The organism is Antarctobacter sp. (assembly GCF_048262615.1).
In the GTDB taxonomy this organism is placed as follows: Bacteria; Pseudomonadota; Alphaproteobacteria; order Rhodobacterales; family Rhodobacteraceae; genus Antarctobacter.
Genome location: NZ_JBLXFB010000007.1, coordinates 1 through 19,233, shown reverse-complemented (window position 1 = coordinate 19,233; position 19,233 = coordinate 1). Strand labels below are relative to the sequence as shown.

Here is a 19,233-nt window from a genome sequence, read left to right as displayed (position 1 = left end):
TCATGCAGTATGGACCCGGACACAATCTCATCTCGGCATGCGGCAAGGTCCGCTGATCGGGACAGATCCAGCATGCGCCGCGCTTGCTGAAACGGCTGCTGTATCGCGCGGAAAAGGGTCCGGCCCATCTGATGTATTGAACACGGCGGCGGCAACGTCGATGTTGCAAAAATGGCCACCGAAACAGAGTTCTCATTTGCAGCGCTGAACGCGCCCGCGCGACACCATATCCGGGTGTTTCAGATACACCAGTTCCTTGACCGTTTTGCGATGGGTCTGACGGTGGCCGTTGTTGCGCTGGCCTTGACTGACCGTGGCATGGATCTTTTTCAGATCTCGCTGCTTTTTGGGGTCTACTCGCTTACGACGATGGCGATGGAGTTGCCGTTTGGTGGCCTTGCCGACAGCATTGGCCGCAAGCCAGTCTTTTTGGCGGCGGTCATCGCCAGCCTGATTTCGCTCGCGCTTTTTCTCTCTTCCAGTGAGTTTCTTGTGCTGGCGCTATCATTTGCGTTTATCGGTTTTGGGCGCGCGCTTCGGTCCGGCACGCTGGATGCGTGGTTTGTCGAGACGTTCAAAGCCGCCGCGCCTGATGTGGACGTCCAGCCCGCCCTGGCCAAAGCGCAATGGGCCAATGCCGTGGGATTGGCCGTTGGTGCCGTCCTGGGGGGATTGCTGCCCGATCTTTGGGGCGAGGTGGCAACACACCTGGGGTTCGGCATCTATGACGTGTCTTACATGGCAAGTTTTGGTGTGATGCTGGGCGTGTTTGTTTTTACGCTGTTGGCCATCGTCGAAACGCCGCGTCCGAAAAATGGCAATGCGCTCTTGCGCGGCTTCGCCACTGTCCCAACGGTGATCAAGGACGCGGGCCTTTTGGCGCTGAGACATCCCGCGCTGTCGATCCTGCTGGCATCGCTGGCGTTCTTTCTGATGGCCACCAACCCGGTCGAGGTGATCTGGCCGACCCATGCGCGTCCCATGTTGGACGAAGCTTATGCAAACACCGTCATCGGTGTCCTGACGGCGACCTATTTTTTCTCGACCGCTTTCGGCGCATCTGTGTCCCCGTACATCAGCCGGATCTTCAAGCGGCGGCACGCCATCACGCTGGCGGCGACGTTTGCTTGTCTGGCGTGCGCTCAGATCGCATTGGCGTTGCAAGGCGGTATCGTCGGCTTTGTGGCGTTTTTTATTGTGTTTTCCGTGATCCTTGGTGTCAGCGAGACACCTGCCAGCAGCATTCTGCATCGCTGTGTTGAGGATCGTCAGAGGTCGACCATCCTGTCGTTGAGTTCGTTGATACGGCAGTTGGGGGCGGCCTTGGGGCTGGTGCTGGCCGGCGCCGTCGCCGAAATATACGCCACACCTGTCGCGTGGATTGTGGGGGCGGCGTTTCTGTTCATTGCCGTGATACTGGCCGTTGTGTTGGCCAGACGATTGACCGCGGACTCCGGTCACTGACCTTTGTGGCTGTCGCGGCCTTCGCCACAGGCGGTCTTTGATGCATCTGCCCGTTGGTCTGCTTGGCCGAGTGTCCTGATCTCGGGTCAGATTGTGACGCCGGGGGCAAAGCCCTCTGACCTTCAACACCGGGGGGGGGACGCAGCGGGCAACACCGGTATCCTGTCAAACCGGGACAGGGACGCCGACCATCTGGGGCCGGTGCGGCCAGCCTCAGCGCAGCGGTTCCAGTCTGTCGAGAGCGCGGCCGTCGGCCCATGTGCCGTGCAGTTCTCCGTCCGGCATCAGGACGTAGACCACCGGCTCGGCGCCTTCGTCCCAGATCAGCGACAGCACCCGGCCCTCCAGCGTGCCGATGCCCTGAAAGACCTGACCGGCAATTGTCCATTCGCCGGTGTAGCGCGCGCCTTGCGCGGTCAGGCGCAGCTCGCCGGTGTAGGCAGAGCCATCCGGGTTGCGGCCCTCGACCCGGTAGGTGCCGGCGATATCCAGCGTTTGGCTGCCGTCCTGACCGACGTCCTGCGCCACCGCGGGCGTGGCACCAAGCAGGCAGGCAGAGAGCAAAAGGGCGCGCATGGCAAAGGCTTTCGTTCGGGGAAACCGCCCCCAGCCTAGGGTCAGGACCGCCGATCTGTCCAGCGTTACTCGGTGTCGGTGGCGCGCACGCCGAGGATGGCGATCATCCCGACGAGGGCCAGCAGGGTCACGGCGGCGTTGAATGGCTGCCAGTTGGCCACCACAACGCCCACCAGCGCCCAGATCACCGTCATGCCGTATTCCGGCGCGCGGTGCAGGCGGTATTGCATCGTGACCGAAAGCACCATGCAGAGCGCCAGCGACAGCAGCGCCGCCGGGGTCGGCGGCAGCCAGCCATAGCCGCCGACCAGCACGCCAAGCGCGACGCAGGCCGCCGCCGTCAGCCATCCGGCATAGACCGCCACCGGCCCCTGTTGCAGCCAGCGGTCGGTGTCGCCGGTCCGCCAGAGCGCCAGCAGCGCGCTGGCCAGCATGATCCAGATTAGCGCGGTGGCCAGCACCGGCGAAAGCTGCGCCACCGGCAGCCAGACCGTGCCCACCGCGAGGCTGACAAACAGCGGCGGACGCATCGGCATCCAGTCGACATCGTCGCTGCGGCGGAGCAGGCCAAAGCCGGTTCCGGCCACCAGCCAGATATAGATCAGCCCCCAGATCGCAAAGGCGTATCCGGCGGGCTGCACCGGCGGATCTTCAAGCGATACCGGGAATTGCGACGGCTCAAACCCGTTGAAACCGGGCGCAAGCAGGGGCGAGGCCATAAAGGCCAGCGCCGCCACGACGCAGAGAAGGGCCCAGAGGCGCGTCATGTCGCGGTCTCCTGTGCGCCGGGTTTTCTCATGCCAGCGTGCCCTCGGCGGTCAGGCGGGTGCGGCCGCGCAGATAGGGGTGCAGCGCCTCGGGCAGATCGACAGAGCCATCCGCCTGCTGGCCGTTTTCCAGCACCGCGATCAGGCAGCGCCCGACGGCAAGGCCCGATCCGTTCAGGGTGTGGACAAATTCCGGCTTGCCGCCTTCGGCGGGTTTGTAGCGGGCGTTCATGCGCCGCGCCTGAAAGTCACCGCAGACCGAGACAGAGCTGATTTCGCGGTAGGTGTCCTGACCGGGCAACCACACCTCGATGTCATGGGTGCGCTGCGCGCCGAACCCCATGTCGCCGGTGCACAGCACCACGGTCCGGTAGGGCAGGCCCAGCCGTTCAAGGATGCCCTGCGCGCAGCCGGTCATGCGGTCGTGTTCCGCGAGGCTGTTTTCGGGTTTGGTGATCGAGACCATCTCGACCTTTTCGAACTGGTGCTGGCGCAGCATCCCGGCGGTGTCGCGGCCCGCGCTGCCTGCCTCGGAGCGGAAGCATTGCGAATGGGCGACGTAGCGGCGGGGCAGATAGCCCTCATCGACGACCAATCCGTTGACGATATTGGTCAGCGTCACCTCTGCCGTGGGGATCAGCCACCAGCCGTTGGTGGTCTCATAGCTGTCTTCGCCGAATTTTGGCAGTTGGCCGGTGCCATACATCATGTCCGGGCGGACAAGGACCGGGGTCCATGTCTCTGTCAGGCCGTTGTCCTCGATATGGGTGTCGAGCATGAACTGGGCCAATGCACGGTGGATGCGCGCCACGGCCCCGGACAACACGACAAAGCGCGCGCCGGACAGTTTGGCGGCGGTCTCAAAGTCCATGCCCGGTTTTACGCCGTCGAGGTCGTAGTGTTCCTTGGGCGTGAAATCGAAGCTGCGGGGAGTGCCCCAGCGGTGAATTTCGACGTTGTCATTTTCGTCCGCGCCATCGGGCACATCCGCATGCGGCAGGTTGGGCACGCCCATGAGCAAGTCGGTCAGGTCGCTGTCCAGCGTCCTGGCCTTGTCCTGCATGTCCGCCACTTCGGCCTTTTTCGCGGCGACCAGCGCGCGCAGCCGTTCAAATTCCGCCTCGTCGCCGCTGGCCTTGGCGCGGCCGACCTCCTTGGAGGCGCGGTTCTGGTCGGCCTGCGCCTCTTCGGCGGCGGTGATCGCGGCGCGGCGGGCGGTGTCGAGGTCCAGCACGGATGACGACATCGCCTCCACTCCACGGCGGGCCAGCGCCGCATCCCAGGCGGCGGGGTTTTCGCGGATGGCGCGGATGTCGTGCATGACAATCTCCAGTGGTCAGATGAGTCGGGGCGGTTATGCCCGATCTTGTCGCAGGACGGTAGAGGGGCGGGGGGTCTTTGGGCGCGCGCTCAACGGGTTGGCGCGAATTGTTGCCGCGCCCAGCCATCGACGGGCACCACAAGCGCCTCTTCGTCGCGGGTGACGGCGACGATCACGGCGACAACCCGGCGGGCCGCGCCGGTCCCGGACAGCACCGGGCCGCCGCTTTGCCCCGGTTCGACCCGGCAGCCGATGCGCCAGAGGCCGGAGGTTTCGGTGCCATAACACAGCGGCGTCACGGTCAGCCGGTGCGGGCGCGAGCGGCGATACCCCATCAGCGTCAGCGGACCGGGCAGGGCGGCGTTGCCGATGTTCAGCGGCGGGGGGGCAAGCGGCTCTGTCAGGTCGATGACGGCGATGTCATGGCGCAGGTCGAAGCGGCCCCCGGAATAGGCCAGCGGATGCACATGCACCGCCTTGATCCGGGACGCGCCGCTGTGGTCCGTGCCGTCCCAGCCCGCGACAAAGACCATATCGGTGATGCGTTTGAGATAGCCGTCCTCTGGCCGGGTGACGCAATGGGCGGCGGTCAGCGCGCGGTCCGGGGCGATCAGGGTGGCGGTGCACATCTCGGCGGTGCGGTAGCTGGCGGTGTTGAGCCGCCCGATGGCGGGCTCATCCTCGGCCATCGCGGTTCGGGGCAGGGCGCAGCACATGAGCAGCGCAAGGCCGGACAGGCCGCCGTCCCGAAGGGCCGACAGGCTGTCCCACAGGGCCGAGAAGACTGGCCGCATGTTCCCCTCCGTTCCGGTTGACCGGGGGCGTCGGACCCGGTCTTTGGCCCCTGTGATAGCCAAGCGGGGCGGGCCTGTATATTTCCCGCAGGGGACCGCGACAAAGTCGCCTTTACGTCAAAGCGGCGCAGCGCATCGGCCTACCTTGCATCTGACCTGCGCCGCGCATAGGTTCCGGCCAACTTTCGCGGGGGGTGCCCCGTCTCAAATCAACAGGAGCATCCCAAATGGACGCAAGCGCAATCGGCCAGTTTCTTCCGCTCATCCTGATCTTCGCGATCATGTATTTTCTGCTGATCCGTCCGCAGCAAAAGAAGATGAAGGAGCACCAGAAAATGGTGAATGCCGTGCGCCGGGGCGATCAGGTCGTCACCCAGGGCGGGTTGATCGGCAAGGTCGCCAAGGTCAAGGACGACAAGGAAATCGAGGTCGAGATCGCCGAGGGCGTCAAGGTGCGTGTGGTCAAGGCGACCATCGCGCAGGTGCTGTCGAAAACCGAACCGGCAGAAAGCTGATCCCGGATGCTTCAGGTCGATCTCTGGAAACGCGTGCTGATCTGGCTGACCGTCGCGGTCGGCCTGATCCTTGCCACGCCAAACGTCTTTTACAACCGGGTTGAGGTCCACAATGACGCTGTAAAGGCGATTGATGCGGGGTTCGACACCTCCGAGAACCGGGATGCGGCGGCCACATGGCCGTCGTATCTGCCTTCGGGGCTGGTGAATCTGGGGCTGGACCTGCGCGGCGGCGCGCATCTGCTGGCCGAGGTTCAGGTCGAGGATGTCTATGAGGCGCGCATGGAGGCGCTGTGGCCCGAGGTGCGCGATGTGTTGCGCGACGCGCGCGACACTGTTGGCACCATCCGCCTGCAACCTTCCGCCACCAAAGGCGAATTGCGGATCAAGATCTCGGAACCCGGTGGCATGGACCGGGCGATGGAACTGGTGCGCGGCCTTGCGCAGCCGGTGGTGTCGCTGACCGGGGCCGGATCGACCGACATCGTTGTGCGGGGCGAGGACGACGTGGTTGTCGTCTCTCTGTCCGAGGCCGAACAGCAGGCCATGGACAACCGCACCATGCAGCAAAGCCTTGAGATCATCCGCCGCCGCATCGACGAGGTTGGCACACGCGAACCGACGATCCAGCGGCAGGGTTTTGACCGCATTCTGATTCAGGTGCCGGGCATCGGCTCGGCGGCGGAACTGAAGGCGATCATCGGCACCACCGCGCAGCTGACCTTTCAGCCGGTGGTCAGCCGCACCACCGACGCCAGCGAACGCCCCGGAGCGGGCAACGAACTGGTGCCCGCGCTGGACGAAGAAGGCGTGTTCTACATCCTTGAACAGGCCCCTGTTGTCACCGGTGAGGAACTGACCAACGCGCAGCCCGCCTTTGACCAGAACGGCCGCCCGGCGGTGAACTTCAGCTTCAACCCGTCGGGGGCGCGCAAGTTCGGTGACTATACCGCCAGCAACATCGGCTCTCCTTTTGCCATTGTGCTGGACAACGAGGTGATCAGCGCCCCGGTGATCCAGAGCCATATTCCCGGCGGGTCGGGCATCATCACCGGCAACTTCACGGTCGAGGAATCGACTCATCTGGCGGTTCTGCTGCGCGCCGGTGCGTTGCCGGCCAAGATGGTGTTCCTTGAAGAGCGCACGATCGGCCCGGAACTGGGACAGGACAGCATCGACGCGGGCAAGATCGCGACGGCGGTGGCCTTTGTCGCGGTGCTGGTGTTCATGGCGCTCAGCTATGGATTGTTCGGGATCTTTGCCAATATCGCGCTCATCCTCAACATCGCGCTGATCTTTGGCCTGCTGTCGCTGATCGGGGCCACGCTGACCTTGCCGGGCATCGCGGGGATCGTGCTGACCGTGGGTATGGCCGTCGACGCCAACGTGCTGGTGTTCGAACGCATCCGCGAGGAACTGCGCACCGCCAAGGGGCCGGCGCGGGCGATCGAACTGGGCTATGAAAAGGCGCTGTCGGCGATCATCGACGCCAACATCACCACCTTCATCACGGCGGTGATCCTTTATGTCATGGGCTCTGGTCCGGTGCGCGGCTTTGCCATCACGCTGGGCTTCGGCATCCTGACCTCTGTCTTTACGGCGATCTTTGTCACGCGGCTTTTGATCGTTATCTGGTTCGAACGCCGCCGTCCGAAAACCATCGAAGTATAAAGGGGGCTCGTCCTGACATGCGCCTGAAACTGGTTCCCGAACAGACAAAGTTCGATTTCTTCTCGCGCCCGGTGCTGTGGCTGGGCATTTCGGTGGTCATGATCGCGCTGGCGCTGGCAAGTTTTGGCCTGCGCGGCCTGAACTACGGCATCGACTTTCGCGGCGGCACCACGATCCGGACCGAAACCTCGGTTCAGGTGGATGTTGGCCAGTATCGCGATGCGCTGGCGGCGCTGGAGCTGGGCGACGTGGTGATCTCGGAGGTCTTTGATCCCAATTTCCGCGACGACCAGAACGTTGCCATGATCCGCATTGGCGCGCAGGACGGCGAAGAGGCGGTCAGCACCGATGTGATCGAACAGGCGCGGCTGGCGCTGGCCGAGGTGGCGCCGGACATCAAGTTCGTCTCGGTCGAATCGGTGGGGCCCAAGGTCTCGGGCGAGTTGATCCGCACGGCGGCCATCGCGGTGATGCTGGCGATCGGGGCGGTGCTGATCTACGTCTGGCTGCGGTTCGAATGGCAGTTTGCCGTGGGGGCGGTGGCGGCGCTGGTGCATGACGTGGTGCTGACCATCGGTATCTTCTCGGAGCTTCAGATCCGGTTCGATCTGGCGATCATCGCCGCCTTGCTGACCATCGTGGGCTATTCGCTGAACGATACGGTGGTGGTGTTCGACCGGGTGCGCGAGAACCTGATCAAGTTCAAGTCGCTGACCCTGAAAGACGTGCTGAACCTGTCGATCAACGAGACGCTGAGCCGGACCTTCATGACCTCGCTGACCACGCTGCTGGCGCTGATCGCGCTGTTTGTGCTGGGCGGCGACGTGATCCGGGGCTTTGTCTTTGCGATGATCTGGGGGGTGATTGTCGGCACCTATTCGTCGATCTTTGTGGCCTCGACGATCCTGATGCGTCTGGGCGTGAAACGCGACTGGTCCAAGCCGGTGGACACCACCGGCAACCAGTTCGGCGACATTGATGCCTGAGTTTTTCGGCTTGGCCCCGGCGGGGCTGGGCTGGCTGATCGCCGCTGCGTTTCTGGGCGGTCTGGTGCGCGGCTTTTCCGGCTTTGGTACGGCGATGGTCTTTCTGCCCGTCGCCGCGCCGATCTTGGGCCCATTTGGCGCGATCCTCGCGTTGACGATCATGGATCTTTTCGGCCCGCTGCCCAATCTGCGGCGGGCCTGGGGCTCGGTCGAGAAGCCGGACCTGTGGCGCCTGCTGGCGGGCTGCGCCCTGGCGCTGCCGGTGGGGTTATGGGTGCTGACTCGGGTTGAGCCAGAGGTGTTTCGCTATGCCGTGAGCCTTGTGTCGCTGGGTATGGTGGCGGTTTTGCTGCTGGGGCTGCGCTATCGCGGGGCGGTGCGGCGCACAATGGTTGCGGGCATTGGGGCGGCTGCGGGGCTGCTGGGCGGTGTTGCGGGCATTCCCGGCCCGGTTGTCATCCTGTTCTACATGTCGCGGCCGCTGCCGGTGGCAGTGATCCGGGCGACCATCCTGCTGTTCCTGTTCTTCTTCGACATCCTGATCGTCGGCTACATGACCGGCATGGGGCGGGTCTCGCTGGCGGGGGCGGCGCTGGGGCTGGCCTTGGCGCTGCCCAATGTGGCGGGGAACTGGGTCGGCGGCGGCCTGTTCCGACCGGATCAGGAGCGGCTGTACCGCGCGGCGGCTTATCTCCTGATCGCGGTGGCGGCCTTGTCTGGCCTGCCGGTTTGGGAGTAGGACAGGGCCATGCGACTGAATGAGATCACCTATACCGATGCCGTGCCGGTGGATGGCTATGGGCCGGGGTTTTTCCGCGTGGGCGGGACGGTCCATCAGGGCCCGCTGCTCATGTGGGACCGGGGCCGCGCCGACTGGGGCGGGCTGGACGATGTGGAAACGCTGCTGAGCATGGTAGGTTTGGTGGACGTGCTGTTCATCGGCACCGGGGCCGAGACGGCGCATGTGCCCGCCGGTCTGCGCGCGCAGCTTGAAGAGGCGGGGCTGGGCGTCGAGGCGATGAACTCTCCCTCCGCCTGCCGCACCTACAACGTGTTGCTCAGCGAAGGGCGGCGGGTAGCGGTGGCCGCGCTGCCGGTCTGAACCGTTCGGGCAGAGGCGATTTTTCGTCGAAAAATCGTTTCATCGCGGGCATGGCGTCGCGGGCGCGGCTTGGGTCTTTTGCGGCGCGCGGGGCTGGGATAAGCCGGGTGTCATGGAATTGACGGTAGCGGATCTGACGGTGGCGCGCGGCGGCGTGCCGGTTCTGGACGGGGTGAGCTTTGCCTTGCCCTCCGGTCGGGCGCTGGTGCTGCGCGGGCCGAATGGTGCGGGCAAGACGACGCTGTTGCGCACGGTCGCCGGGTTGCAGCCCGCGATGGCGGGCAAGGTCACCGGCGCGGGTGAACGGATCGCCTATGCCGGTCATGCCGACGGGTTGAAAACCATGCTGAGCGTGGCCGAGAACCTGCACTTCTGGGCGCGGGTCTTTGGCACCTCGGGCATTGACGAGGCGCTGGCGGCCTTCAACCTTGTGGGTTTGCAGGACCGGCTGGCCGGGACGCTGTCGGCGGGACAAAAGCGGCGGCTGGGGCTGGCGCGGTTGATGGTCACCGGGCGGCCGGTCTGGGTGCTGGATGAACCGACCGTCTCGCTGGACACCGAATCCGTGGCGCTGTTCGCGGGGGCCGTCCGCGCGCATCTGGGGCAGGGGGGATCGGCGCTGATGGCGACGCATATCGACCTGTCCATCCCCGAGGCGGAGGTTTTTGACGTCGCCCCCTATCGCGCCACACCGCGCGCCGCCGTTCAGGACGAGGCGTTCCTGTGATCGCGCTGCTGACACGCGACCTGCGACTGGCGGTGCGGGCCGGGGGTGGCTTTGGCCTTGGCCTTGCGTTCTTCCTGATCGTCACGGTGCTGGTGCCCTTTGCCGTTGGCCCGCAAACCGGCCTGCTGACGCAGATTGCGCCCGGTGTGTTGTGGATCGGCGCGCTGCTGGCCTGCCTGCTGTCGCTGGACCGGATCTTTGCGCTGGACTGGGAGGACGGCTCGCTGGATCTGCTGGCCACCGCGCCGCTGCCGATGGAGGGGATTGTCAGCGTCAAGGCGCTGGCCCACTGGATCACCACCGGCCTGCCGCTGGTGCTGGCCGCGCCTTTGCTGGGGGTGCTGCTGAACCTTGCCGGGCCGGGCTATCTGTGGCTGTTCGTCAGCCTTGCGATTGGCACGCCGGCGCTGTCGGTGATCGGCACCTTTGGCGCGGCGCTGACCGTGGGGCTGAAACGCGGCGGGCTGTTGATGTCGCTGCTGGTGCTGCCGCTCTATGTGCCGACGCTGATATTCGGGGCCGAGGTGGCGCGGCGCGGGGCCGAGGGGCTGGCGGTGGAAACGCCGCTGCTCATGCTGGCGGGGATCAGTTTCGGGGTCACGGCGCTGTTGCCGTTTGCTAGCGCGGCTGTCCTGCGGATCAACCTGCGGTGAGCGCGCGGTGGTGACGTATTGCACCCAAGCGATATTTGCGCTGTAACCGCCGGAGTCATGGGAGGCACGAGGCGATGTCGATCTGGGAATATGCCAATCCGGTCAAGTTCATCCGCACGGCGGATGTGCTGTTGCCTTGGGTGACATGGGCGGCGGCCATTTGTCTGGTCGTCGGTCTGGTCTGGGGGTTCTTCTTTACGCCCGAGGATTACCGGCAGGGATCCACGGTCAAGATCATCTATCTGCACGTCCCGGCGGCCATGATGGCGATCAACGCATGGATGATGATGCTGATCGCCTCGCTGATCTGGATCGTGCGCCGCCACCATGTCAGTGCGCTGGCCGCCCGCGCGGCGGCCCCCATCGGGGCGGTGATGACGGTGATCGGCCTTGTGACCGGGGCGATCTGGGGCCAGCCGATGTGGGGCACGTGGTGGGCGTGGGACCCGCGCCTGACCGTGTTTCTGATCCTGTTCCTGTTCTACCTTGGCTATATGGCCCTGTGGGAGGCGATCGAGGACGATGACACCGCCGCCGACCTGACGGCGATCCTGTGCCTTGTGGGGTCCGTCTTTGCACTGCTCAGCCGTTATGCGGTGCAGTTCTGGAATCAGGGCCTGCATCAGGGATCGTCGGTGCTGCGCGCGGGGGCTGTGACCGGCGCGGATACCGGCGAAAAGGTCAGCAACGTCTATTTCCTGCCGCTGATGATATCCGGCATCGGGTTTGTCCTGCTGTTTGTGGCGCTGGTGCTGCTGCGCACGCAGACCGAAATCCGCGCCCGCCGGGCGCGCGCGCTGCTGGCACGGGAGCGGATGGCATGATGCCCGAACTGGGAAAATACGCGGTCACGGTGCTGGCGTCATATGGCGTGTCGCTGTTGTTGCTGTTGCTGTTGGTGGCGGCCAGCGTCCGCCGGTCCCGCAAGGTCCGGGCGGATCTGGAGCGTATCGAGGAGCGTCAGAAAAATGGCTAGGATTTCCCCACTGATGGTCGCGCCGCCGCTGATTTTTGCCGGGCTCGGGCTGTTGTTTTATCTGGGACTGGGACGCGAGGGCAAAGACGACCTTGAATCCATGTTCGAGGGCAAACCGGCCCCGGCGATGACCGATGTGGCGCTGACCGGCTATGACGCCATCACGCCAGAGATGCTGGCCTCTGGCGAGGTGACGCTGGTCAACTTCTGGGCCAGCTGGTGCCCGCCCTGCCGCGTCGAGCATCCGGTATTGTTGCAGATGCAAAAGGACGGGCTGCGCATCGTCGGCGTCAACTTCAAGGACCAAGAGGGCAACGCGACCAAATACCTGTCGGAAGATGGCAACCCCTTTATGGCGGTGGCGTTTGATCCGGCGGGGCGCTCGGCGATCGACTGGGGTGTGACCGGCCCGCCCGAGACCTTTATCCTTGATGGCGACGGCACGGTGGTTTTCAAGTTCGTGGGGCCGCTGGTTGGTTCGGACTATGAACAGCGGTTTGTGCCCAAGCTGAACGAGGCGCTGGGGCGCTAAAAGATTTCCCTGAGAGACTTCTTTGGGACGCGGTAAACTTGCCCTCACGTGCGAGTCGAAGCGTTTTTGGACGAAGATTTTTTCAGGGAGAGGGACATGATCCCAAGATTGACTGGACTGATCGTTGCACTGGCCGTTTGCGGGGCCGTGGCCCAAGCCGCGCCCAGCCTTGACCGTGGCCGTTACCTTATCGAGGGGCCTGCGGGCTGCGGCAATTGCCACACGCCGCTCGGTCCACAAGGCCCGGTGATGGAACAGGCGCTGGCCGGACGGCTGGTCGAGAAGAACCCCGCCTTTACCGCCATATCGGCCAACATCACCCCTGCGGGCGCGGTGAGCGGCTGGAGCGATGCGGAACTGGCAAAGGCAATCCGCGAAGGGCTGCGCCCGGACGGCTCGATCATCGGACCGCCGATGCCGTTTCCCATGTATCGCGGATTGTCGGATGACGACGTGATGAGCATGGTGATGTATCTGCGCACGGTGCCCGCGGTCGAGAACGATCCGGGCAAGAGCACCTACAACATCCCGCTGCCGCCTGCCTATGGCCCGCCCATCGACAGCGTGCCGCACCCGGAGGAGGGCGTCAGTGTCGCCTATGGCGCGTATCTGGCCGGGCCGGTCGCCCACTGCATGGAATGCCATACCCCGATGGGTGAGATGGGTCCGATGCTGGACACCCGGCTGGGCGCGGGCGGGTTCGAGTTTCACGGGCCGTGGGGCACCTCTGTGGCGGCGAACCTTACCTCGCATGAGGATGGCATAAAGGATTATTCCGACGCAGAACTGCGCGACATGATCACCAAGGGGATGCGTCCGGAGGGGGAGCCGATGATGCCGCCCATGCCCTATGGCTATCTGGCGCAGATGACCGCCGACGACCTGTCAGCGGTCATCCTGTACCTGCGCAGCCTGCCGCCGCTGCCCGACGAGGGCTGACAGGGGCTGACAGGGGCTGACGGGGGCCGACACGGCGCTTAGTGGTCTGCGATCACTTTTCGCAGACCGCGACCGTCGCGGTGGGGGCTGCGCAGTTGTGGTTGCCCGTGTCCTGCCCGGCATACGCGCCGATCACGGCCAGCATCAACAGCACGGCGGCCTGTATGAGTGTGATGGTTTTCATGGTTCTGCCTCATCCGTCTTTATGTCCAAGACATGGGATCTCAAGATGGATTTACAGGGGGAAACCGGTGCCGCGCAGGTCAGGAATACCCGCAACGCGAGGGGTTTGCGCGGATTTCGGCGTGGTTGCCCGCGAAATTGGCAGCCTATTGCCAGCCGCCGTGCAGGCCGATCACTTCTCCGGTAAGAAACCCGGCCTTGTCCGACACAGGGAAGGCGGCCAGATGGGCGGCGTCCTGCGGGGCCTTGCGGACCGCAATGGCCAGAACCCGACAGGCCGCCGCCCCCTGTTCAGGGGCCGCGTGCCTGCGGTCGTTCTCGTTGGCGTTGGTGCGCCGGGAAATGACACCTCCAAGGCCGGGGCGAAACCGGCCCGTGCCATGCGCGGGCAGGTGCAGGGGCGTTACGCCGACAGGACCAGTTCGTCGTCCGCCGGACTCTTCAGTCTGTCCCGGATGGCCTCTGGCAGAAGGCGCGCGCTGGAAATGCGCGGGCGGGTCATCTCGGGGATGATCCGTTCACAGCCGTAAAGGTCGACATACTCCTGGAAGTTGTCAAAGGCGCGGCGGTCGCGGTAGTCGATAAAGGTCTCCGAGGGCGCGCCATTGGCGAGGATGATCTCATGGCCTTCGGTTTCTACGTGGTAGACCGTGATGCGGTCCTCAAGCTCTGCCAGCGGGACAAAACAAATGGTCGACCCGTTGACCAGCGCGCTGGCGTTGATCACCACCCCGTCAAGGATCATGCCGTGATCGGCGGTGACGGTCAGGTCGCTGTGGGGCAGGCCGCCGCCCAAGGCACCGGCGGCAATACAAACCGGCTGTAGTCCGCCCCCGGAAAATCCGGTCAGTCTGGTTTGGCGTCCCACCCATTTCACCGGGACAAGGTCACCGTCCTGCGTCAGCACAAGGTCACCGATGGACAGGGAGTCGACGGTCTGTTCGCCGCGCGCCGTGGCGATGCGTGTTCCCGCAGCGAAGCAGACGGTGTTGTAATCGCCCGAGTCGATTGCACTGTCCGGCAACGAGGCGGGTGGAGACACAGGTTCCTGATCCATCATCACCAAACGAAACTGGAACGGATTACTGTCGACATAATTGAAAATGGGGAATTCCGTTCCGTCGATAAGCACCTTGCCCTGATAGGAATAGGTCACGCCTGCCAGGGTCACGGTGTCGCCGATTTCAAAGAATGTATCGGCCTCGCCATCGTCCAGCGTTGCATTTGTCGCCTGAGGCGGGGGCAGGTAGGTTCCGGTAGTGCCAGCCGGGCTGCCGTAGTCATAGGCAACCGTATGCGTGATGGTAAACGTGGCCATGTCTCAATCCAGTGTATTTTGCACAAAACAGGTCGCCAGAATGAAGCCAATTGACATCAATTCAAGCGACGTCTTGGCTATCGGAGTCAAACTGTGGATTTTTGGCCTCTGGTGATTGGATTTGGCGTGCGGATGACGGCGCATCGTCAAGCGCCCGGCGGTGTCAGGCGTGTTGCTGTCCGGACGGGGGCGGAGCCCTGACACCGCATGACCGTTCCTATTCCGCTGACCGTCAAACGACGTCAGGCACCGACATTCCCGGATGCCGGTGCCTTTGCGCCGCGCGCTGCGGCTTTGCCGGGGCATTCAGGCTGTCCGGGAAACGAGTTGAGGCAGGACGGCCAAAGACGTGCCTGACGGGTTGAGCGCGGCATTGATATGGCGCGGGACATGGCGCGCGGACGATATCCGAGGGTGCGCCATCTCGGGGATGATCCGCTCTGCCCCGTAGAGATCGAGGTATTCGTTGAAATTGTCAAAGGCGCGGCGATCACGGTAATCGATGAAGGTCTCGGCCTCAGCGCCATTGGCGAGGATCACGTCATGGGCTGCGGTCTCGACGTGGTAGACGGTAAAGGTTTCGGGCAGGTCTGCCTGTGGGACAAAGGCGATGCTGCCGCCGTTCACCAGCGCCGAGGCGTTGATCACATGGCCGTCAAGGATCAGGCCGTGGTCGGCGGTCACGGTCAGGTCGCTGTGGGGCAGGTCGTGGCCAAGGGCACCGGCGCGGATGCGCACAGGCTGTGCCTTGCTGTTTGAGAAAGACCTGTGGATGACCTGCTGGCCGATCCATCTGACGGGCACCGCCCGGTCATCGGCGGTCAGGATCGGCTGTCCGATCCGGAGGTCTTCGACAGCACAAGAGCCGCCAGGCGTGGCGATGATGGTTCCAGCCAGAAAACAGGCAGGTTCACTGGTCAGGGGTTGAGACGTGTTGAACCGGTTCCAGCTTTCTATGTCATCCAAAAGGATCGAATCGGCGCCGGAGTAGTCAAAGTTATTGTTGAAGAGGATCAGGAACTCGGACTCGTTCGGAAAGACTGGTTCAGCGCCGAAAATGAACCCGGTCTGGTTGCCGGTGGACGAAAAAAAACTTCTTGTTCCATAATAATAGGCAGAGGCAGTGTAGACGTCTAACCCCGAGCCGCCGGGATCCGGACCCTGGTTCACCGGGGTCAGACCTGCTGCGGTCCATTCCGGTGGGGGACCAAAGTCGAGTTGCGACAGCGTGATCTCGTCGCCGGGCAGGATCGTACCGTCGTCGATCAGGGCGGTTATCTCGACGTCGATATTGGTGGGGTCGGCCAAGGCTGGAGTATTCTTGGGGCCGATGCCGACTTGCGACTCAAAATGGACAGTTGTCGGCATGTTTTCCTGTTCCCCAAAATGGCTTTGTGCCGCTCCACCCTCTCAAAGGTTAACGATAAGTCAAGCATCTTGCCTTAATGCAGGGGTGGCACAGCGCAACCGATCAACCCCCAAAGGGTACCGAAGCGCCCTTTTCACGAGGGGTGAGCCGGCTCATTCCGCCGCATCGTCTCTTTCGCCAGAGGGCGCAGAACGGAAAGGTGCAGGTCACCGAGTTCGATCCAGTCCACCGCATTCGCGGTCTTGATCCGGTCAGGCAAGGCGGGCCAGGTCGGGGGCAACGGAGGCATCGACAGGCTCCAGACGGTCCCGGATCTGCTGCGGCAACATGCGCCGGGATGAAATCCGAGGGTGCGCCATTTCCGGGATGATCCGCTCTGCCCCGTAGAGATCGAGGTATTCGTCAAAATTGTCAAAGGCGCGGCGATCACGGTAATCGATGAAGGTCTCGGCCTCTGCGCCATTGGCGAGGATCACGTCATGGTCTGTGGTCTCGACGTGGTAGACGGTAAAGGTTTCGGGCAGGTCTGCCTGTGGGACAAAGGCGATGCTGCCGCCGTTGACCAGCGCCGAGGCGTTGATCACATGGCCGTCAAGGATCAGGCCGTGATCGGCGGTCACGGTCAGGTCGCTGTGGGGCAGACCGTGGCCAAGGGCACCGGCGCGGATGCGGACAAGCTGATTGCCGGGACCGGCAAACAGGCTGCGCAGGGTCTGGCGGCCGATCCACCGGACCGGCACAGGTCTGGCCGCAGCGGTCAGCACGGTATCGCCGATGGTCAGGGTCTCAACCGGGACGTCGCCGTTGGGTGTCGCGATCAACGTTCCGGCGGCAAAGCAGTAGGTGTAGCTTGGGGCGCTGGAGGCGTTCACAACGCCCGGCCCAAGCGTCGGGTTGTTCGACGCCACATAGGCGGCGGACCCGTCGAACAGCACCGGGTCGCCGTCCACGGTCAGGCCGATCAGCTCATAGGGGCCGCTGGCCAATACGCTGGACACCGTCCAGGTGACGTTGTCGCCCACGGCGGTGGAGGAGTCGTTGACGCCATCGGCCCCGTCGCTGACGGTCGAGGAGATGGCATTGGGGCCTTGCAACTGGTAGTTGCCCGATCCGTCGACGCCGCCGACGGCAAAAATGTGGGTAAAGGTTTCGGACATCTGGAAACTCCGGGTGAGACAAATACCGCATAGGGTTATGGCCGGCAGGTTAGCGGCGGTTCCACCTCGGAACCAGCGGTTTGTCAGATCGGGGACGACAAACGAAATGGGCCGCTGTTCCAGAGGAACAGCGGCCCATAATCGGTTTTAGTTCAGAGGGTTACTCTGACGCTGCGATCTTACGACTTGGCCAGATTGCGCAGCACGTAGTGCAGCACGCCGCCGTGTTCGATGTATTCCACCTCAATCGCGGTATCGATCCGGCACTTCAGCGTGATCTCCTTGGTGGAGCCATCCGCCATGGTGATGGTGCAGGGCACCTCTTGCAGCGGTTGCACCGTATCAAGGCCAGAGATCGACACGGTTTCATCGCCGGTCAGGCCCAGCGATTTGCGGGTGTCGCCGCCGGTGAACTCGAACGGGATGACGCCCATGCCGACAAGGTTCGAGCGGTGGATACGCTCAAACGATTCCGCGATGACCGCCTTGACGCCCAGCAGCGCCGTGCCCTTGGCCGCCCAGTCGCGCGAAGAGCCCGCGCCGTACTGTTCGCCGCCGAAGATCACCAGCGGGGTGCCAGCGTCCTTGTAGGCCATCGCCGCGTCGTAGATCGAGGTCTGGGTGCCGTCGGGGCCTTTGGAATAGCCGCCCTCGACGCCGTCCAGCATCTCGTTCTTGATGCGGATGTTGGCGAAGGTGCCGCGCATCATGACCTCGTGGTTGCCGCGCCGCGAGCCGTAGGAGTTGAACTCACGCTGGGGCACCTGACGTTCGGTCAGGTACTTGCCCGCTGGGGTGGTGTCCTTGAACGACCCGGCCGGAGAGATGTGGTCGGTGGTGATCATGTCGCCCAGCAGGGCCAGAACGCGCGCGCCCTCGATATTGGTGATGACGCCTTTTTCCTTGGCCATGCCTTGGAAGTAGGGCGGGTTCTGGATGTAGGTCGAGGTCGACGGCCAGTCATAGGTTTCCTGCTGCGGAACCTCGACGCCCTGCCACTTTTCGTCGCCTTTGAAGACGTCGGCGTATTTGGACTGGAACGCCTCACGGGTGACGGTTTCCTGCACCAGATCGGCCACTTCCTGCGTGGTCGGCCAGATGTCTTTCAGGTAGACGTCCTTGCCTTGCGGCGTCTGGCCCAGCGGTTCGGTGGTGATGTCGATGTTCATGTCACCGGCCAGCGCGTAGGCCACAACCAGCGGCGGCGAGGCAAGGTAGTTGGCGCGCACGTCGGGCGAAATCCGGCCTTCGAAGTTGCGGTTGCCCGACAGGACCGACACGCCGATCAGGTCGTTGTCGTTGATCGCCTTGGAAATCTCGGGCTGAAGCGGGCCGGAGTTGCCGATGCAGGTGGTGCAGCCATAACCGACAAGGTTAAAGCCGATCTTGTCCAGATCCTCTTGCAGGCCTGCGGCCTCCAGATAGGCGGAGACAACCTGCGAACCGGGGGCCAGCGAGGTCTTGACCCAGGGCTTGCGCGTCAGGCCAAGGGCGGCGGCCTTGCGGGCCACGAGGCCTGCGCCGATCATCACGTAGGGGTTCGAGGTGTTGGTGCAGGAGGTGATCGAGGCGATCACAACCGAGCCGTCGCGCAGGTCATAGCCTTCGCCTTCGACCTTTGCGGTCTTGTGGATGTTGACCGGCTTGGTGGCGACGGGGCCTTCGGCGGCCATGTCCTTGGCGTCGGCAGAGACGTCGATGCCGCGGAAGTCGGCGACAACCTTTTCAAAGGCCGGGGCAGCGGCGGTCAGCGCGACATAGTCCTGCGGGCGCTTGGGGCCGGAAATGGCCGGAACGATGGTGCCCATGTCCAGTTCAAGCGTGTCGGTGTAGACCGGCGCATAATCCGCGCCGCGCCAGAACCCGTTTTCCTTGGCGTAGGCCTCGACCAGCGCGATGCGGTCCTTGTCGCGGCCGGTGTTGGTCAGGTAGCGCAGGGTTTCGTCGTCGATCGGGAAGAAGCCGCAGGTGGCGCCGTATTCCGGGGCCATGTTGGCGATGGTGGCGCGGTCCGCCAGCGGCAGATGATCCAGACCTTCGCCGTAGAATTCCACGAACTTGCCGACCACGCCCTTGGCGCGCAGCATTTCCACGACCTTCAGAACGAGGTCGGTGCCGGTGGTGCCTTCCATCATGGCGCCGGTCAGCTTGAAGCCGATGACCTCGGGGATCAGCATCGAGAT

Annotated in this window: 21 protein-coding genes; 12 read left to right on the top strand and 9 right to left on the bottom strand. The window is 63.9% G+C overall.

The window, feature by feature from the left end; all coding sequences use genetic code 11:
* Positions 1 to 171: 171 nt before the first annotated feature.
* Complete coding sequence (locus ACN0S5_RS09515; RefSeq protein WP_417207951.1) at positions 172 to 1,464, top strand: MFS transporter; 1,293 nt, start codon at positions 172 to 174, stop codon at positions 1,462 to 1,464.
* 213 nt (positions 1,465 to 1,677) lie between these two features.
* On the opposite strand, the gene ACN0S5_RS09510 is transcribed toward ACN0S5_RS09515, so the two are convergent.
* The 4 genes from ACN0S5_RS09510 to ACN0S5_RS09495 all read right to left on the bottom strand — a co-directional run bounded on the left by ACN0S5_RS09510 (position 1,678) and on the right by ACN0S5_RS09495 (position 4,922).
* Positions 1,678 to 2,040 carry a hypothetical protein gene (locus ACN0S5_RS09510; protein ID WP_417207950.1) on the bottom strand — a complete coding sequence of 121 codons (363 nt, stop codon included), beginning with the start codon at positions 2,038 to 2,040 and terminating at the stop codon, positions 1,678 to 1,680.
* A 65-nt stretch (positions 2,041 to 2,105) separates the two neighbouring features.
* Positions 2,106 to 2,807 carry a hypothetical protein gene (locus ACN0S5_RS09505; protein WP_417207949.1) on the bottom strand — a complete coding sequence of 234 codons (702 nt, stop codon included), beginning with the start codon at positions 2,805 to 2,807 and terminating at the stop codon, positions 2,106 to 2,108.
* Positions 2,808 to 2,835: 28 nt separating this feature from the next.
* Complete coding sequence (gene serS, locus ACN0S5_RS09500; RefSeq protein WP_417207948.1) at positions 2,836 to 4,128, bottom strand: serine--tRNA ligase; 1,293 nt, start codon at positions 4,126 to 4,128, stop codon at positions 2,836 to 2,838.
* Positions 4,129 to 4,217: 89 nt separating this feature from the next.
* Complete coding sequence (locus ACN0S5_RS09495) at positions 4,218 to 4,922, bottom strand: trypsin-like serine peptidase (RefSeq protein WP_417207947.1); 705 nt, start codon at positions 4,920 to 4,922, stop codon at positions 4,218 to 4,220.
* A 227-nt stretch (positions 4,923 to 5,149) separates the two neighbouring features.
* Between ACN0S5_RS09495 and yajC the strand changes: the two genes are divergently transcribed.
* The 11 genes from yajC (at position 5,150) to ACN0S5_RS09440 (ending at position 13,023) form a co-directional block, all read left to right on the top strand.
* Entirely contained in the window at positions 5,150 to 5,437 is a 288-nt protein-coding gene (gene yajC / locus ACN0S5_RS09490; RefSeq protein WP_417207946.1) for a preprotein translocase subunit YajC, read from the top strand.
* Positions 5,438 to 5,443: 6 nt separating this feature from the next.
* Complete coding sequence (secD, locus tag ACN0S5_RS09485) at positions 5,444 to 7,108, top strand: protein translocase subunit SecD (RefSeq protein ID WP_417207945.1); 1,665 nt, start codon at positions 5,444 to 5,446, stop codon at positions 7,106 to 7,108.
* A 17-nt stretch (positions 7,109 to 7,125) separates the two neighbouring features.
* Complete coding sequence (gene secF / locus ACN0S5_RS09480) at positions 7,126 to 8,094, top strand: protein translocase subunit SecF (protein ID WP_417207944.1); 969 nt, start codon at positions 7,126 to 7,128, stop codon at positions 8,092 to 8,094.
* A complete protein-coding gene (locus tag ACN0S5_RS09475) occupies positions 8,087 to 8,833 on the top strand; it encodes a TSUP family transporter (RefSeq protein ID WP_417207943.1) in 747 nt (248 codons plus the stop codon). Before secF ends, ACN0S5_RS09475 begins: the two co-directional genes overlap by 8 nt.
* Before the next feature lie 9 nt (positions 8,834 to 8,842).
* Positions 8,843 to 9,196 carry an Mth938-like domain-containing protein gene (locus ACN0S5_RS09470; RefSeq protein WP_417207942.1) on the top strand — a complete coding sequence of 118 codons (354 nt, stop codon included), beginning with the start codon at positions 8,843 to 8,845 and terminating at the stop codon, positions 9,194 to 9,196.
* Between the two features lie 112 nt (positions 9,197 to 9,308).
* A complete protein-coding gene (ccmA, locus tag ACN0S5_RS09465; protein ID WP_417207941.1) occupies positions 9,309 to 9,923 on the top strand; it encodes a heme ABC exporter ATP-binding protein CcmA in 615 nt (204 codons plus the stop codon).
* The gene (gene ccmB, locus ACN0S5_RS09460; RefSeq protein ID WP_417207940.1) at positions 9,920 to 10,576 is read left to right on the top strand and encodes a heme exporter protein CcmB; all 657 of its coding nucleotides are present in this window, start codon (positions 9,920 to 9,922) and stop codon (positions 10,574 to 10,576) included. Before ccmA ends, ccmB begins: the two co-directional genes overlap by 4 nt.
* Before the next feature lie 74 nt (positions 10,577 to 10,650).
* Complete coding sequence (gene ccmC / locus ACN0S5_RS09455) at positions 10,651 to 11,400, top strand: heme ABC transporter permease CcmC (RefSeq protein ID WP_417207939.1); 750 nt, start codon at positions 10,651 to 10,653, stop codon at positions 11,398 to 11,400.
* Positions 11,397 to 11,552 (top strand): heme exporter protein CcmD, encoded by a 156-nt coding sequence (gene ccmD, locus ACN0S5_RS09450; protein WP_417207938.1) that lies wholly within the window; start codon positions 11,397 to 11,399, stop codon positions 11,550 to 11,552. The genes ccmC and ccmD overlap by 4 nt, the downstream gene beginning before the upstream one ends.
* Positions 11,545 to 12,084, top strand: coding sequence for a DsbE family thiol:disulfide interchange protein (locus tag ACN0S5_RS09445; RefSeq protein ID WP_417207937.1), 540 nt, complete (start codon positions 11,545 to 11,547; stop codon positions 12,082 to 12,084). Before ccmD ends, ACN0S5_RS09445 begins: the two co-directional genes overlap by 8 nt.
* A 96-nt stretch (positions 12,085 to 12,180) precedes the next feature.
* The gene (locus tag ACN0S5_RS09440) at positions 12,181 to 13,023 is read left to right on the top strand and encodes a c-type cytochrome (protein ID WP_417207936.1); all 843 of its coding nucleotides are present in this window, start codon (positions 12,181 to 12,183) and stop codon (positions 13,021 to 13,023) included.
* A 52-nt stretch (positions 13,024 to 13,075) separates the two neighbouring features.
* Here ACN0S5_RS09440 and ACN0S5_RS09435 read toward each other — a convergent pair whose 3' ends face one another.
* The 5 genes from ACN0S5_RS09435 to acnA form a co-directional block, all read right to left on the bottom strand.
* Positions 13,076 to 13,207: a hypothetical protein gene (locus ACN0S5_RS09435; RefSeq protein ID WP_417207935.1), complete on the bottom strand. Its 132-nt coding sequence runs from the start codon at positions 13,205 to 13,207 to the stop codon at positions 13,076 to 13,078.
* Between the two features lie 402 nt (positions 13,208 to 13,609).
* The gene (locus tag ACN0S5_RS09430) at positions 13,610 to 14,524 is read right to left on the bottom strand and encodes a Hint domain-containing protein (protein ID WP_417207934.1); all 915 of its coding nucleotides are present in this window, start codon (positions 14,522 to 14,524) and stop codon (positions 13,610 to 13,612) included.
* 306 nt (positions 14,525 to 14,830) lie between these two features.
* Positions 14,831 to 15,832, bottom strand: a complete 1,002-nt coding sequence (locus tag ACN0S5_RS09425; protein WP_417207933.1) for a Hint domain-containing protein — start codon at positions 15,830 to 15,832, stop codon at positions 14,831 to 14,833.
* A gap of 312 nt (positions 15,833 to 16,144) precedes the next feature.
* On the bottom strand, positions 16,145 to 17,050 hold the full coding sequence (locus tag ACN0S5_RS09420) for a Hint domain-containing protein (protein ID WP_417207932.1): 906 nt from the start codon (positions 17,048 to 17,050) through the stop codon (positions 16,145 to 16,147).
* Positions 17,051 to 17,229: 179 nt separating this feature from the next.
* On the bottom strand, positions 17,230 to 19,233 hold a 2,004-nt coding region (acnA, locus tag ACN0S5_RS09415; protein WP_417207931.1), incomplete at its 5' end, for an aconitate hydratase AcnA.

Coding starts and splice junctions, on each gene's coding strand:
- ccmD (WP_417207938.1), top strand. CDS start 11,397: ATGATGCCCGAACTGGGAAAATACGCGGTCACGGTGCTGGCGTCATAT.
- ACN0S5_RS09445 (WP_417207937.1), top strand. CDS start 11,545: ATGGCTAGGATTTCCCCACTGATGGTCGCGCCGCCGCTGATTTTTGCC.
- ACN0S5_RS09495 (WP_417207947.1), bottom strand. CDS start 4,922: ATGCGGCCAGTCTTCTCGGCCCTGTGGGACAGCCTGTCGGCCCTTCGG.
- ACN0S5_RS09470 (WP_417207942.1), top strand. CDS start 8,843: ATGCGACTGAATGAGATCACCTATACCGATGCCGTGCCGGTGGATGGC.
- secD (WP_417207945.1), top strand. CDS start 5,444: ATGCTTCAGGTCGATCTCTGGAAACGCGTGCTGATCTGGCTGACCGTC.
- serS (WP_417207948.1), bottom strand. CDS start 4,128: ATGCACGACATCCGCGCCATCCGCGAAAACCCCGCCGCCTGGGATGCG.
- ACN0S5_RS09420 (WP_417207932.1), bottom strand. CDS start 17,050: ATGTCCGAAACCTTTACCCACATTTTTGCCGTCGGCGGCGTCGACGGA.
- ACN0S5_RS09510 (WP_417207950.1), bottom strand. CDS start 2,040: ATGCGCGCCCTTTTGCTCTCTGCCTGCCTGCTTGGTGCCACGCCCGCG.
- ACN0S5_RS09430 (WP_417207934.1), bottom strand. CDS start 14,524: ATGGCCACGTTTACCATCACGCATACGGTTGCCTATGACTACGGCAGC.
- secF (WP_417207944.1), top strand. CDS start 7,126: ATGCGCCTGAAACTGGTTCCCGAACAGACAAAGTTCGATTTCTTCTCG.
- ACN0S5_RS09515 (WP_417207951.1), top strand. CDS start 172: ATGGCCACCGAAACAGAGTTCTCATTTGCAGCGCTGAACGCGCCCGCG.
- ACN0S5_RS09475 (WP_417207943.1), top strand. CDS start 8,087: ATGCCTGAGTTTTTCGGCTTGGCCCCGGCGGGGCTGGGCTGGCTGATC.
- yajC (WP_417207946.1), top strand. CDS start 5,150: ATGGACGCAAGCGCAATCGGCCAGTTTCTTCCGCTCATCCTGATCTTC.
- ccmC (WP_417207939.1), top strand. CDS start 10,651: ATGTCGATCTGGGAATATGCCAATCCGGTCAAGTTCATCCGCACGGCG.
- ccmA (WP_417207941.1), top strand. CDS start 9,309: ATGGAATTGACGGTAGCGGATCTGACGGTGGCGCGCGGCGGCGTGCCG.
- ACN0S5_RS09435 (WP_417207935.1), bottom strand. CDS start 13,207: ATGAAAACCATCACACTCATACAGGCCGCCGTGCTGTTGATGCTGGCC.
- ACN0S5_RS09505 (WP_417207949.1), bottom strand. CDS start 2,807: ATGACGCGCCTCTGGGCCCTTCTCTGCGTCGTGGCGGCGCTGGCCTTT.
- ACN0S5_RS09440 (WP_417207936.1), top strand. CDS start 12,181: ATGATCCCAAGATTGACTGGACTGATCGTTGCACTGGCCGTTTGCGGG.